General features: G+C 52.2%; 9 protein-coding genes. 3 read left to right on the forward strand and 6 right to left on the reverse strand.

The window, feature by feature from the left end; translation table 11 throughout:
* Nucleotides 1-167: 167 nt before the first annotated feature.
* The 5 genes from PBOR_RS24595 to PBOR_RS24615 all read right to left on the reverse strand — a co-directional run bounded on the left by PBOR_RS24595 (nt 168) and on the right by PBOR_RS24615 (nt 6,523).
* Entirely contained in the window at nt 168-746 is a 579-nt protein-coding gene (locus PBOR_RS24595; protein ID WP_042216244.1) for a TetR/AcrR family transcriptional regulator, read from the reverse strand.
* On the reverse strand, nt 715-2,112 hold the full coding sequence (locus tag PBOR_RS24600; protein ID WP_042219876.1) for an MFS transporter: 1,398 nt from the start codon (nt 2,110-2,112) through the stop codon (nt 715-717). Before PBOR_RS24600 ends, PBOR_RS24595 begins: the two co-directional genes overlap by 32 nt.
* A gap of 200 nt (nt 2,113-2,312) precedes the next feature.
* Nucleotides 2,313-3,545, reverse strand: coding sequence for an MFS transporter (locus PBOR_RS24605; RefSeq protein ID WP_042216247.1), 1,233 nt, complete (start codon nt 3,543-3,545; stop codon nt 2,313-2,315).
* Nucleotides 3,546-3,575: 30 nt separating this feature from the next.
* Nucleotides 3,576-4,160 carry a TetR/AcrR family transcriptional regulator gene (locus PBOR_RS24610; RefSeq protein WP_052429627.1) on the reverse strand — a complete coding sequence of 195 codons (585 nt, stop codon included), beginning with the start codon at nt 4,158-4,160 and terminating at the stop codon, nt 3,576-3,578.
* Nucleotides 4,161-4,558: 398 nt separating this feature from the next.
* Complete coding sequence (locus PBOR_RS24615; RefSeq protein WP_042216248.1) at nt 4,559-6,523, reverse strand: glycoside hydrolase family 127 protein; 1,965 nt, start codon at nt 6,521-6,523, stop codon at nt 4,559-4,561.
* 169 nt (nt 6,524-6,692) lie between these two features.
* Here PBOR_RS24615 and PBOR_RS24620 point away from each other — a divergent pair, with 169 nt between their 5' ends.
* Nucleotides 6,693-7,583, forward strand: a complete 891-nt coding sequence (locus PBOR_RS24620; protein ID WP_042216250.1) for an AraC family transcriptional regulator — start codon at nt 6,693-6,695, stop codon at nt 7,581-7,583.
* A 101-nt stretch (nt 7,584-7,684) separates the two neighbouring features.
* Here the strand turns inward: PBOR_RS24620 and PBOR_RS24625 are convergent, their stop codons facing one another.
* Nucleotides 7,685-11,245: a DUF5695 domain-containing protein gene (locus tag PBOR_RS24625; RefSeq protein ID WP_081972167.1), complete on the reverse strand. Its 3,561-nt coding sequence runs from the start codon at nt 11,243-11,245 to the stop codon at nt 7,685-7,687.
* 449 nt (nt 11,246-11,694) lie between these two features.
* Between PBOR_RS24625 and PBOR_RS24630 the strand changes: the two genes are divergently transcribed.
* Nucleotides 11,695-13,485 (forward strand): cache domain-containing sensor histidine kinase, encoded by a 1,791-nt coding sequence (locus PBOR_RS24630; protein WP_052429817.1) that lies wholly within the window; start codon nt 11,695-11,697, stop codon nt 13,483-13,485.
* A complete protein-coding gene (locus tag PBOR_RS24635; protein WP_042216251.1) occupies nt 13,478-15,076 on the forward strand; it encodes a response regulator transcription factor in 1,599 nt (532 codons plus the stop codon). The genes PBOR_RS24630 and PBOR_RS24635 overlap by 8 nt, the downstream gene beginning before the upstream one ends.
* Nucleotides 15,077-15,098: the final 22 nt, after the last annotated feature.

Here is a 15,098-nt window from a genome sequence, read left to right on the forward strand (position 1 = left end):
GCTCCTGTTATCTCAATTATATTTCATCATATTTGAATTCATAAGGCAGCAAATTTCAGTCAGGGTTGCAGAATTTTAGTTATATGTCTCAAAAATATAATGTATAGCACAAAAGGCCGGCTCCCTCTGTCAGGTAACCGGCCTTCTATTATCGTAAAGCCTCTACTTTAAGGGGTTAACCCTCTGGTAAAGGTCTGCACACTCTCCGTAATGAATGCCTCAAGTGAGATTGTACCAATATCCAAGGTATTGGCGAATACCCCGTAATTCATCGAGATGAAGGAATAGGCCTGAATTTCCGGATTGACATCGGCCAGCTTCCCCTTTCCGGACATCACCGTGAAATAATTCGTCAAAATCCTTATAAATTGTCTGGGATGCTTCAATGTTCTTTCACTGAACCCCGGTAAATTATCCGCTTCTTTCATGCTGATCATAATCATCTTCCGGTTGCGGTTCATGATTTCATGGTAGGTCCGGCTGATCAGCAGCAAGTCTGTCTGTAAATCCCAGATCAGCTTTTCATCAAACAGCCTGGTCATTTCTTCAGCATAATGAAAGCGGTCAAAGGCAGCTTCGAGCAGGTTCTGTTTACTTCCAAAGTGGCGGAACAATGTTTTCTCACTGAATCCGGCTGCGGCAGCTATTTCCTGGGTGGTTACCCCTTTATAACCCTTGCTTGCGATTAAATCGATTGCTGCGAGCAGCAATTTGTCACTGTTGCTTATACTGCTGTCTTCGCTCACTTAATCCACCTCCGCTTTGTATTTTAGCACTGCGCCCGAATTGAATGAAGTAGAGCAAGACCATTACCGCAACCAATAACGCAAGCGCAAGGAAAATATTACTGTAAATAAAAGCAGTGCTATTGCCCGGGACCGGATTTAGATGAATAGTTGTTGTACCGGAATCCAGAATCTTCCCGAAGACTGCTGCAGAGACTGCCCCGGCTATGAAATTAAACATGGACAAGAGGCCCATCCCAATTCCGATTTGCTCCTTCGGCAGCGTCTGTGAAACGGTATTCGTCAAAGCAATCTGCATAAATGCTTGACCAAGAACACTGAAGATAAGAAAGATTGAGATAAAGACCGGTGACATACCCACAACAGAAGACAAGCATAAGAAACCAAAGATTAGAATGCTGGCCGCTGTATATAGCAGAAATGGATTGCCTTTCTCATCCGCCAGCTTGCCCCCTTTGCGTCCCATAAATGCAGTTACAAGGGCCGACGGCAGCATAACGATCCCCGTAACGGCTGGTGAGAGCTGGTTTACCTGGGATAGCATTTGAGGCGTAGTGAACGGAGTCCCGAAGCCTATAGCAGCCATCACAAAATATATTGCTAAACCGAAGGTAAACGGTCTGTTGCGGAACACAGAAGGTTTGACGAACGGATCAGCAGCATAACGGATACGCACCATGAACAGGATCAGCATAACACCCCCTGCCAGAGCATACCCTCTCCCTCCGTTAGTCAACGCGAGCAATAAGGCAGCAATGGTTCCTGCCAGCAGAACTCCGCCGATGATATCAATGGTGCTGTCGCTGCCCTTCTCGTCATCCAGATATTTGCGGTAAAACGGCAGCGTAAACAGCGACAGCAGGGGAATCACAAACAGCACCTGCCAGTTCCAGGCGGTGGATACGAAGCCGGCAATAATCGGGCCCAGTGCAGCGCCAAGAGAAGTCCCGATCACATTGATGCCTAACATCCGGCCGCGCTTTTCAGGTGCAAAATAACGGATGGGAATGATCATGGCCAGCGCAGGAATGACCGATGCTCCAACCGCCTGCAATATACGGGCGGCGATCATCATCCAATACTCGGTAGCCAGAAGCCCTACTATGGAACCGGCAGAAAGAAACAATAGACCGAACGTCAGCAGATTCTTCAAGCTGTATTTGTCCGTCAGTTTGCCGAAGGTTACTGTACCAATAGCGTACACTATCAAATAACCGGTCACGATCCAGCTCACCTGCGATGGGGATAGTTGAAACTGTCTGCTGATCACCGGAAGAACCACATTAAACATCGTTCCATTCATCACGGAGATGATCAGTGTAAAAACAAGAATACGCATTAATGGCATTCCATGATTTGCTCTCATGTTACCGTTTGATTGCGTGTTGTCGTTCGTTTGCATTTGTTCGCCTCATTTCTATGGCCACATATGACTGTCAGTACTTACTGACATTTAAATAGATAATAGCTTACCCGAGGTATAACGTCAAGCTACAGCTGCATGTTTAAGAAAATATGCTTAAAAGGCATACGATTGAATCATCGCATGCCTTCGCGCCGTAACTATTACTCTGCCGGTACAGCAGATACCTGTTCACTTTTGACAGGCCCTCTTGAGGGTAGCTTTAAAAGAAGAGAAACCAGGAACCCGGCGAAAATAATCGCCCCCAAGATCCCGAAGGAGAGCGGATAGTTCTCCGTCTTTAATAATTTCAGGGCTAATAGAGGTCCCGTGCTGGCGCCTAAGAACAGAATAAAGGCGTTGAATGAAATCGCAGACCCGCGCGCGCTCCCGCCCAGCTGGCTGACGATAGAAATGACAACGGGAGTTACCAGGGCAATCCCCGCCACAAAAATAACACTCATCAGGACAATAACCGGCAGGCCCGGGTTCAAGCCTAAAGCAAGCAACCCTACTGAACCTAAAGCTAATCCGCCCCGCAGAACGGCGGCCATCCCCAGCCTTTGGGCAATTCTTCCCGAGAAGGGCGATAACAGCATCCCGGCGATCCCCGCTGCACGAATCGAAAGGATTGTCTGTGCGGAGAGCCCGAACTTGGCTGAGCTTAAGTAACTTCCTAATACGGTGTACATCCCGACCAAGGATAGCAGCAGCACGAAGGTTATGGCAAAAGCCAGCAGCAGCTGTGTTTGTTTGAGCAGACCGGCCATCTGCTTGAACTTTAGCAGCACATTTTCTTTCGGCCGGTGCAATTCATCCTTCGGGAGAAAGCGAATGACAATGACTGCCGTAATCCCGTACACCACTCCGAGAATGAAGAAAATTTCGTGCCAGCCCCAATATTCGTTCACCAGCCCGCTAAACACCTGGCCTACGATCCCTGCCATCAGCAGCCCGGAGCTTATAAACCCGAGGGCTGTAAGTCTTTTATGGGGAGGAAACATTTCCCCGGCGTACACAAGTGAAATCGGCGCGAATGCAGCAGCAATAAGCCCCTGGACCCCTCTGAGGACAATCAGCCCGTAGAAGCTATCCACAAACCCGATCGCAACAGTAACTAAAGTTAACCCGACAATACTCGCGGCCAGGAATACTTTACGTCCGTATCTGTCAGAGAACGGCCCGTAGAGCAGACAACCCAGCGCATAACAGAGTGAGAACGAACTTCCGATCCAGGCGGCCTCACCCGGGCTGATCTGGAAGGCCTGCGTAAATACATCGGCCAAAGGAATTGTGATATACATGCTGGTTAAGATGACCAATCCGCACCAGAATAAAATGACCGTCATTAAAGAGTAGCTTGGATTGCCGCTCTGCTTGCTTATCGTCTGATTCATGAAGTAAAGCTCCCCGGTTTAATAGTTTTTTTAATTTGCCGCAGCAGCGATTCCATTCATCACATGGATCAACAGATCGTTGATGTAATCCTCATCCGGGATTTTTTTATAGATCAGAATCTGAAAGTAAATGGGACCATAGAGCAGGTCCAGGGCGACATCCAGGTTAACCGCCGGTTTGACTTCACCTTTATCGATCGCTGCCTGGAGCGCTTGTTTGGCTGTATTTCGCTTGGTGATTAAGAATAGGTTGTAAAAGTCTTCGGCAATCTCATCGTTCTCCGTAACAATCGTTAAAGTGGACTTCCCGATCGGGCTGTTAAGTATACGTGCCAAAGCTTCAAGCTGCTGCCTAAAGTTATCCTGAACCGGTCTGTTGCCGTCAAACTCAAACCCGGATTCCGCGGTCATGAGAAACGCATCCAGTACAAGACGCGCTTTATTGTTCCACCATCTATAAATGGTTGATTTGCCTACTCCGGCCTGTGACGCAACCGCCTCAATGGTTAAAGAGGAATAGCTGTTTACTGCCAGCATCTCAATCGTTGCCTCAAGAATCCCCCTCTTACTCCGGGCTTCCTTGTGCTTCATAGTTATGTTTATGTCCGTGTTCATTGGTTTCACCCCCTGAATTGCAAATCATGCTTATGAATAAACGAAACGATACGTATCGTTATATTATCATATAAAAATTCATATTTGTAAATTTAAAATAATATTCGTGAGGAGCAGATTAGCCGGCTGAGTGCACACGAACAACCTCAAGGCCTGATTTGTTAAAATAACGGCCCTCCAGTCCGCAAAGGTGCTGCCGCTGATGGAACGCTGCAGTGTGACGGGTGCCTTACAAAAAGAGATGCCCCGTCCAGCCATGTTATGGCTCTGGGGACACCTCTGATTACTCTGGTTACTCTGGTTACTCTGGTTACTATGACTATTCTAGTTACTCTGATTCCTCTCTTAAGCTACACCGGTTAAATTCTGTTCTGCGGCAGCAGGAATGTTATACCCGCTTATCTGCCAGCTTCCTCCTCAATCCAGACGGACATTTCACCAGCTCCGCGGTTGGCCCAGGCAAAGTAAGGGATGAATTTCAGCTGCACTTCCCGGCCGGTCCAGGATGCTCCGCTGCTGTACAATCCCTCCGCTGGCCACTCTCCTTCCGGCTGTGCCCTGATCCCCGCGACGCTCAGCGTCTGAATGCCCGCCGGGAATCCCGGCTCTCCGGCAAGAGTATAGGCTCGCCCGGCAGCCAGGCGCAGCTGGTACAGCCGCTTACCGTTATCTGCCTCCTCCAGACAATAGACGAACGGACCGCGCTGCAGGGCGACTTTGGAGAAAGTCTGGCGGATATGCGGATGTCCCTTCATCCGCTGCACCGGCATCGCAAAGCACACCTCAATGGCATCGCCGGACGCCCAGCTGCGGGTGAGATGAATATACCCGTCAGCACTTCCGCCGCTATATGTATTGGCCTGGCCGTTAATCGACACTATCGCTTCATTACTCCAATCCGGCAGGCGCAGGGCGATGGTGAATTCCCGCTCCTGCTCCGGATCGACCACAAAGCGGACATTGCCATCCGTGCCGTAGCTCGAATGCTGTTCGAGCCGTAACGGCAAGCCGTTTATCACCGTTTCCAGCTGCCCGCCGATATAGAGCTCAACATACAAGGTATCACCTTGCGCCGAATACATGTAATCTCCAAGCGAGGCCAGCAGACGAGCGACATTGGGCGGGCAGCAGGCACAGGTGAACCAGCCTTGGCGCTCTGCTTTTACATGCTTATAGTTCTTGTTCTTACCCAGAACTTCCGGATACACTTCCAGCGGATTCACATAGAAGAACCTGGTTCCATCCAGCGACATGCCGCTGATCACGGTATTATAGAGTGCTCTTTCCAGCACATCCGCATATTTGCGGTGATGATCCAGTGCCAGCATACGCCGGGCAAAAAAGATCAGCCCCACAGAAGCACAGGTCTCGGCATACGCCAGATCAGGCGGTAAATCATAATCAGCCGTGAAGGATTCGCCTTGTTCCATGGACCCGATGCCGCCCGTAATGTACATCCTTCTATTCACGATGTTATCCCACAGCTTCCGGCAGGCGGCGAGCAGCCCTGCGTCCTTCGTCTCCAGGGCGATATCAGCCATCGCCGTACACATATAGACCAGGCGGACCGCGTGCCCCTCAGCCGTGGCCTGCTCTCTGACCGGAAGATGGGACTGGCTGTAAAGATGGTCATGCACCATAGAGAGCTCCGGGAAATGCAGGGTACGGCCGCGCCGCTCCCATTCCTCTTCGAAATAATGCGGCTGCTGCCCCCGCTGCTCCAGGAAATAACGCCCCAGCTCCAGATACTTCTTCTCCCCGGTAGCATGGAATAATTTCACGAGTGCCAGCTCGATCTCCTGATGCCCGTCATACCCGTGCAGCTTGCCGGGCCCGGTTCCGAATACGGAAGCGATGTAATCGGCATAGCGGCTGACCGCATCCAGCAGCTTTCTTTTCCCGGTGGCCCGGTAATAGGCTGTTGCAGCTTCAATCAGATGTCCGGCACAATATAATTCATGGCATTCCGCCAGATTGCTCCATTCCCGTCCCGGCTCCTTCAGCAGAAAGTAGGTGTTCAGATAACCATCCGCTCTCTGGGCGGCAATCAGGAGTTCAATCACCTCATCGGCAATGTCCTCAAGCGCGGAATCGCGCTGTGTCTCCAGCAGATAAGCAACCGCTTCGAGCCATTTGCCGACGTCGCTGTCCTGAAAGACCATTCCGTAGAACCCGCCCTCCTCCCGTCCGGCGGCAATCTTGAAATTGCGGATCGCATGGCTGGGGGCCGCCCCCTCAATACGGTCGTTCAGCGCTTCCCACTGATAAGGAACCATAACTTCGCGGACCAGACGGATATATTCCGACCAGAACACATCTTGAATCTGAACCTTGCCGGATGCGGCCGTGGTGATTTCATTCATTATATGGAACGCTCCTCTCAGGCTTCATCATTATTGCCAAGCCTTTTCTTTTCATCTTTCCAACTTTAAAGAAAGCGCTTTATTTATAATAATACATGTTGTATCATGAGAAAAAACGAGGATTTCCAACCTGATTTTTCATCATTTCAACCTACTGGAGGCTTATCAAATGCTCTCACCGATACTCCATTTCATTTCCCCTCCGATTCCTTACTTCATAGATTGCGGACACGCCACTTATACGGCTGGTGATTATCACATCAACCGCAACTGCATCGGGGTATTCGATTTGATCGTTGTGCTGAAGGGAACCCTGCCGGTCGGTGAGGACGGGAAGGAGTGGCAGCTGAAGGAGGGCGAGATCCTCATTCTCCGTCCGGACGGGCATCATTACGGCAGTGCTCCCTGCACCGGGGATACGAAGATTATCTGGATTCATTTCCAGACCTTCGGCAGCTGGAAGGAATGTGAGAGCATGGATGAATGTCTGGACAATCAGAGCGCCTTAATTGAGAGCCATAAGCAGAAGGCCTACCTCAATCATGCCGACGTCTGTTCCATTTACATCCCCAAGCATATGAAGATTACAGCCAAAGCAATGGAGGTGCTGAACCTGTTCTTCGAGCAGGAGCAGGAGCCGCAATCCCTGCGGAACTGGAAGCGCCAGGCTTCCTTTCAGTCCTTCCTCCAGCATCTGGACCGCGACCTCGCCTCCCCCTCTGACGCTACCGCCATCCAGCTTGCCGAACGCATTGAGCTCTATATCCGCCGCAACTATACCCAGGACATCAACAATCCGCTGCTGCAGAAGGAATTGAATTACCACTCCAACTATCTGGCCAAAAGCATGCTGAAAGCCTACGGCATGACGCCTATGGCTTATCTCCAGAACTACCGTGTCGAGCAATCGAAGCGTCTGCTGCTGCAGACCTCCTGGTCCGTGACCCGGATTGCCGAGGAGGTCGGCTTCCATCATGTCTCCCATTTCTCTTCCTGCTTCTCCAAGAAGGAAGGCCTGTCACCGTCAGACTTCCGCAGCAGGTTTATCCGGAAACGCTGAGCGTGCATTCATAATTTCCCTTACAACAAAGAGGGAGAACCCCTAATTCCCGGGTTCTCCCTCTTTACTACATGCATTTCTCCCGGGAAGCCTGCCAGAGGTCAGCTTACAGGCACTTCAGGTGTTACTGGTTCTTCAGGTGTCACAGGAACCTCCTGTGCACCTGTCTCTGGAGAACTGCCGTCCGGTTGCGGAATGACTTCGCCGTCCGGCTGCTGTCCATCCGTTTCGTCAAGCGGCGGCAGGGCAAGCCCGGAATCCGGCTGCAGCGCATCCAGTTCCTCCAGAGAAGCGGAAGCCGACAGCGCAGGCATCGTCCCGCCGAAGAGTGCGGTAATCTCGGAAGCACTGAGGGCACGGTTAAAGATTATGAAATCATCGACAGCGCCGTTCAGATTAGGATCACCGTATTGTGATTTGCCGATATAGTTCTGCGTGGTATTGCCCAGGCTGGAAGGCTTCAGTGTCATGCTTGTGTTGACGGCAACCTGTACGCCGTCCAGGTAGAGACGGCCTGTCGTGCCGGACAGGCTCACAACCACATGCTTCCATGCTCCGGTGGCCAGCGGTGCAGTTGCCGTAAGCTGCTGCTCTGTGCTGTTGCCGCCGGTGGTGATGGCAAAGCGCATCCCGCCGCCGCCAATCTGTGGCGCCAGGAACATATTAGCGGTTGTTCCTGTGCCGAAATCAAAGATTCTCGCCCAGTCACTATTGGCCGTAATCTTAACCCAGGCGGAGATCGTAAAGTCGTTCAGCTGGCTGACCACGCCAGCCGGCAGCGAGGCATACGCGCTCGTTCCACTGAGATTCAGCGCGTTGCCTGCGCCTGTGCGGCCGGTAACCCAAGTGGCAGTTCCTGTCAGTGCTGCATGGTTCAAGCCGTATGAGGAATCCGTAACCGTTGTTCCGGAAGACTGATTCATGTTGTAGTTGACAACGATGGAGGAGACCGGGGTGGCAGTTCCCTGCTGAATCTTCACCTCATAGGAAGCCCCTGTGCCAATATTCAGGCTGGCGGTTGCAGTCTGTCCGCTCACCGCAGTGAAGCTGCCGGATGCCACATTGTTCACCGTTACGTTATAGGTTCCGGGGGCGAAACCGTTAAAGGCCACCTTCGTAACATGTGCTGTGCCCGGTGTTGCATTGCTGAGTGTGAAGCTGGCACTGGTCTTCGCCTTGGCGACGGTAGCCAGAGTGTATTTGTCCCGCTCCAGGCTCATGCCCCATTTCTCAGTGATCAGATTCAGGCGCTGATATACACCGTCCTTGGGTGTAACGATGTAATTCCCGCCGCTCTCCGTAACCTCACAGCCATAGCCGTACAGGCCGAAGATCGGATCAACCGCCACATCGGAGCTCAGCAGCTTTATCGCGCCGAACAGGCCGAGATCCGCTTCACCGGACATGCCGCGCCAGCCATTGAACAGCGGTCCGCCGTCAAGGCCCAGTGCGCCGTTATTGCCCTTCATCGCTTGATACGTCCAGGATACGGCCCCGATATCTGCCGGATCGGAGCTGATCTGTCCGGAGTTAATCGCGGTCAGATTCGCGAGCTTGGCGGCATAGGTTAAACGCTGCTCAACTTCCGGAGTGGCGGAATTATTGCGCACCCAGTCATCCATAGCCGTTCCGGCAAGCGCTGCGGTGTATTGGAACTGCCACCAGGGCTCCCCGTTGATCGTTACCGGATCGGAGTAGAAATACCATACCGGCATTTTTCCGCGGACGGCACGGGTTTTGGTGTTGATTTTACTCTTAATCGTATTGTTGTTGTTCATCTTCGCCAGCATGTACACGGCTTCTTCGCCAGTATTGTCATAGTTGTATTCCGAGCCGTAAGGATAGGTTGTACTGGCAAAGTTGTTGTATTTGGTATTCATTTTGGCAATGATATCGTTGGCCTGGGTAGTATAGCCCTCTGCCTGCAGGGCCTTGATGATCTCCGGAGTAGTCATCTCTCCCATCAGGCCCGTATTCCAGTTGTAGGCTACAGGACCGTCATAGAGCGCTTTCATAATGTTATAAGCCCGCAGCAGATAAGTATTGCTTGGCTGTGCATAGGTGATCAGGCCGGGGTACAGCTTGGAAATCTTGTACATGCTGAAATACGTATTGTAGATATGCGGGTAAGCATACCCCCGGTAGGTCGGTGTGGTGTTCGGCGCGGCCATGAGGAAGTCAGGCACCAGGTAATCGGTATGATGGCCGGCCATCAGGTTCGTCCAGATTGTGGTCTCCAGATACTGGTCGAGTGCGGTGATCTCTGAGGTTACCGGCTTCTGGACATTCTTCTCGGCGAGGAATTGGGCATGTGTATAGCCCCAGTCATCCCCCCAGCCCCAGTACCCGGCAAAATTATTGCGTTTCGTATTAGTCTGCATCATCCAGTCGTCGAACGCCTTGTCCCGGATATCTCCCGGCACGTTCCACTGCTGATTGTTCACCATGAAGGTGGCGTGGCGCTGGAGTGCCGTATCTACCGGTTCAATGGCGTAGAACTGCAGGGTCGTCTTTTCTCCGCTGCCGTAATTGACTGTGATGTTGTTGGGACCGAGGTGGTTCATCTGCAGGGAGTACAGCTTGTGATCCCCTGCCGTTGTTCCAAGGGAGGCCACCGTCGTTTCGGACGGATACTGCGCAGTTACGGAAGTAATGGTCTTGGACGTGCGGAGGTCAAACTTGGCTGTCTGATTGGTTGGCACGACCAGACTGGGGACTACCGTGGTATCGATCAGCCCTTCCGAGTACAGGCGGTCCTTGGTGGCCTGCTCACTGGCTGATTTGAAGAATTTGAAGGCATAGGTTTTGCTTGCTCCCGGGGCAAGTGTCAGGCTGCTGTTCGGCAGGTAGCCGCGCCCCGTACTCTTGATCACATTGGAGTGGATGTAGTAGACCGAGAGGCCTTCCACCCAGCCGCCTTGATCGCCCGCCCATTTGCTGCCCGCATGATCCTGGATGCGCCAGTTATCCATGTACTCGAAGCCTGCGCCGGTGGTGGCATCCGGCACCAGCAGGAGAGAAGGGCCGATGCCGCTGGGGCGCTGCGCGGTTACATAGGAGCTGTTATTGCCGATGAAGGATTGGGTGACTACTCTGGATTCATAAATCTGCTCATTGCCTCCACCGGTCCAGAATTCGTTGAAGGGCAGCGGCAGGCCGAAATCACCGATCTCCAGAGTCTGTGTGCTGGTGTTGGTCACTTGAATCTGCCACAGCAAGTAATCGCTTACAAGAGAGTAGCTTTCATTCACCCGGAAATTACGGATGCCCTCGGCATTCGCGGAATTCTGATAGATGATGTTGACCGTATTGCCGGTCTGGCTCTGTGTGCGGCCGTCGGCTGATTTGTTGGTCAAGGCTTTGGTCCAGGCGCCATTATTCAGCCGGTATGTGAACATCAGCTCTCCGAGCCACTGATGGTCTGCCGTATTCTGGTTAGGGGCATTGGTCGCATTCATGACATAGTTTGTGGGGAAGTTATCTCCGGTCAGCTTCAGGCTGGTAATATCGCCGTTGGTACCGGTGCTGACCTGGAAACTGCTGTTCGACAGATCATAAGCAAAGGCGGGCTGGGCAAACCACAGTAAACTTAAGGCTGCTGTGGTGAATACGGCGCTTAGCAGCGTCCTTTTCACGAATGGGGATTTCATTCTTCCCGGCATTGCAATTCCTCCTTGGAAAGCGGAATGTACAGTATGTCTCTTAATCCACTTTACTGGAATTCCTCTATGAATCTTCGAATCTGCGAATTCTTCCTCCCCTCCCGGTCAGGCATTGCACCCGTTAATGTATTTCAAAATTATAGTAATTCATCTACAATAATACATGCTCTCCGGCGAAAAAAAATCGCGGATTACAACCTCATTTTTAACCATTTCAACCTGCTTCACAGGGAATGACGACCGTTACAGCCGTTATCACTGACCGTGAAGTACAGCTGCCCCAGTGCAGGTCATCCTCCACAAGGCAGTTAAGGAGAACCGCTGATTTCCCCAAACTCCATAAATGAAGACAATAAAACCCAAATAGATTACATATATTGGTTCCCGGTTTGCAGATATACTCTTATGTAAGCGTTAACAATCATGAGCTGACGGAGGGGATTGAATTCGTGTATACCCGTATCATCACCTTAATGAACAATCTGAAGCTCAGGACCAAGCTCTTTCTATCCTTTGGCTGTGTGGTCCTGATCCCGGTGCTGATTGTGGGGGTGTTCCTGACCAGTGAACTGCGGAATATGGCTCTGGGCAATGCACTGGAGCAGATTACAGCCAATGTGGACCGGGTGAAAAAACGGACGGGCGAAATGCTGAACGTTCCGCTCGACATCGCTTACCGGCTGTCCAATGACAGCCGGCTGGAGGAGGCCGCCAACCACCGCTATGAATCGGTCTACGATGTGGTGCAGGCCTATTGGGATTATCCGGACTTCCGGGAATTTGTCCGGCTGTACAAGGAAATCTCCAGCATCCGGCTGTACATCGACAACCCGACGGTGCTGGACAACTGGGAGTTCCTCCAGGCAGATGCTGCGGTAACGCAGGAGGCCTGGTACCAGACCGCCCTTGCCCAGAAAGGGCTGGTCTGCTGGAATTATATCCGCGACAACCGCAACGGCCGGTATTATCTCAGCCTGATCCGCAAGATCGATTTCCTGAAGCAGCGGACGACAGGTGTACTGATCGTGAATGTCAATACGGAGAGGCTCAACACCATCCTGGACCAGGAGACCTTCGAGACGATTATCGTAGACGAGAACGACAACATCGTTGCCTCTAACCGTGCAGATACGCTGGGCAAGACGCTGGATGACATCGACTTCAAACCGCTGTCCCCCCTGGCAGGACAAGGACCGGCCGATGTAATGATTGACGGCAAGCCCTCCAAAATGCTGATTGATGACTGGCATCCCGGAGGAAGCCTGAACAGCCTGCGGATTATCTCCATCTTCTCTGTCGGGAGCATCGTGGGCGAGCCCAACCGGATACTCTCACTGGCGTCTATGGTCATTATTTCAGCTCTGATTCTGGCAATTATCCTGATCTACTACTTCTCACGGCTGCTCACCGGACGCATGCTGCACCTGAGCAAGCATATCTCCAAGGTCGCTTCCGGGAATCTGGAGGCCCGGCTGGTGATCGACGGCAAGGATGAGATTGGCCAGCTGGCGAGGCAGTTCAATCATATGGTACGGAATATTAATGATCTGATGAGCGAGGTGCAGGAATCGAACCGCCAGAAGAATGCCACCCTGCTGAAACAGAATGAGATTAAATTCAAGATGATGGCCAGCCAGATCAACCCTCATTTCCTGTTCAATGCCCTGGAATCAATCCGGATGAAGGCCCATTCCCGGGGCCAGACCGATATTGCCAAGGTCGTGCGGCTTCTGGGTAAAATGATGCGAAAAAACTTAGAGGTAGGTAACGGGAGGATCGCGCTGCAAAGCGAGCTGGAGACCGTAAACTGCTATCTGGTGATTCAGAATTTCCGCTATAATGACCGGCTCGCCTATGAGCTGTATGTAGATCCGGCAGCGAATACCATACAAATCCCGCCGCTGATTATTCAGCCGCTGGTGGAGAACTGCGTCATCCATGGGCTGGAGAATGTGATGGACGGCGGAATGGTTATGGTAGATATCCGAATTGAGAACGAAATGCTTAAGGTTCAGGTCTCTGATAACGGAATTGGCATGTCCGCCGCCCGGATCGAAGAAATCCGGCAAATGCTGGACAACAAGGATGACTATGAGACCAATAATATCGGGATGCGCAATATTCACCTGCGTCTTCAGCTGACCTATGGCCCTGAATACGGCCTGATTCTGGCCAGCCAGAGCGGATACGGCACGCAGATCAGCTTCGCCATCCCCCTAAGGAGAGATTCTTATGTATAGTGTGTTAATTGTTGATGATGAATTGTCCATCCGCGAGGGATTGGTCACGCTGCTGGACTGGGAGAGCCATGGCTACCAAGTGGTGGATACAGCGGCCAACGCGGTTGAAGCGCGGCATAAGGTTGAGCTGTATTCCCCGGATCTGATGATTATCGATATCCGTATGCCCGGGAAGGACGGACTGGAGCTGATCCGGGAGCTGCGGGAGAATGAGGCGGAAATGCATATGATCATCCTGAGCGGCTATGCCGACTTCAGCTATGCCAAGCGCGCGCTGTCTTACGGCATCGATAACTATCTGCTCAAGCCGGTCGATGAAGATGAACTGCAGTTGTATTTGTCTGATCTGTCCAAAGTACTGGATGCGCAGACTGTGCACCGCAGGAATCACGCTGCAGTTAAGGTATGGAGCCGGGAGATGATAGTCCAGTCGCTGCTGATGGAGAGCAGCCTGCAGCCAACACCCGCTCTGATGGACTCGGCACTGGAATCCGGTCTGCTCTGGGATTCCTATCAGGTTGTCCTGATCCGGCTGCTGCTGCAGGATCATGCGGACAACGGCCCTTCCACCGCCGTCAAAGCCAGGCTGACGGCAAGCTTTGAGAACAACAGCTGGGGCATCGTCTTCTCGCTGGATTCTTATCTGGGCGTGCTGCTGCAGCCCTCTTATCAGAAGGAGCTTGTCCGCAAATTAATGGTGCAGAGTATCCGTGAAGCTTCCGCCGCCGAGGGGCTGGAATGCATAATCACCGCAGGTGATATGGTAGACAGTCTGGGCGGGCTGCCTGGCTCCCATCAATCCGCGCTGGTCCGGATGAAGGATCATTTCTTCTATGATGAGCCGGGGATGATCGGTCCGGATTCGCTGAAGCTGAAGACAGGGCTGCCTTCCGGACTGCAGGAAGCGGAGAGCCGTCTGGCACCGCTGGCGGACCGGCTGTATTTCGCCATGGATATCGGGGAGCTCACCGTGCTTCCTTCCCTGATCCAGGAAGCCGGGGATATTATGACCGCCGCCGGGCTATCCGAGCTGGCTGTGAAATCCTATTACGTCCGGACATTAACTTCATTGTGCAACAAGCTCTCCGTCCAGTACAAAGAGCTGATTCTGGCGCAGAGCCGGATGGACGGGCAAATCCAGCAAATTTATAAGCATACTTCCCTCCCCCGGCTGCAGCGCTACATCACAGGCCTGCTTGAGCAATATGCCGGCGGCATTATCCGTAATGACATGGATGTACTCATGAAGCGGATGCTGGACCTCATCCACCGCCATTATGACGAGAATCTGAAGCTGGAGACTCTGGCGGATGTATTCACTTACAGCAGCGCCTACCTCGGCAAGCTGTTCAAGAGCAGCACTGGCTCGTCCTTCAACACCTATCTGGACAATATCCGCATCGGCAAAGCCAAGGAGCTGCTGGACCAGGGCTACAAAATCCATCAGGCGGCAAGCCGTGTCGGCTTCAGCGATGTGGATTATTTTCGTGAAAAGTTCAAGAAAATCACCGGCATCTCCCCCTCGGTCTACCGCCGGAAAGATTCGCAGCCGGAGGAGGATTTTTCAGAAAGCGCTTACGAAAAGGACTGATTTCCCCCTGTTTTTACACTTA

The sequence above is a fragment of the Paenibacillus borealis genome, assembly GCF_000758665.1.
GTDB lineage: Bacteria > Bacillota > Bacilli > Paenibacillales > Paenibacillaceae > Paenibacillus_AQ > Paenibacillus_AQ borealis.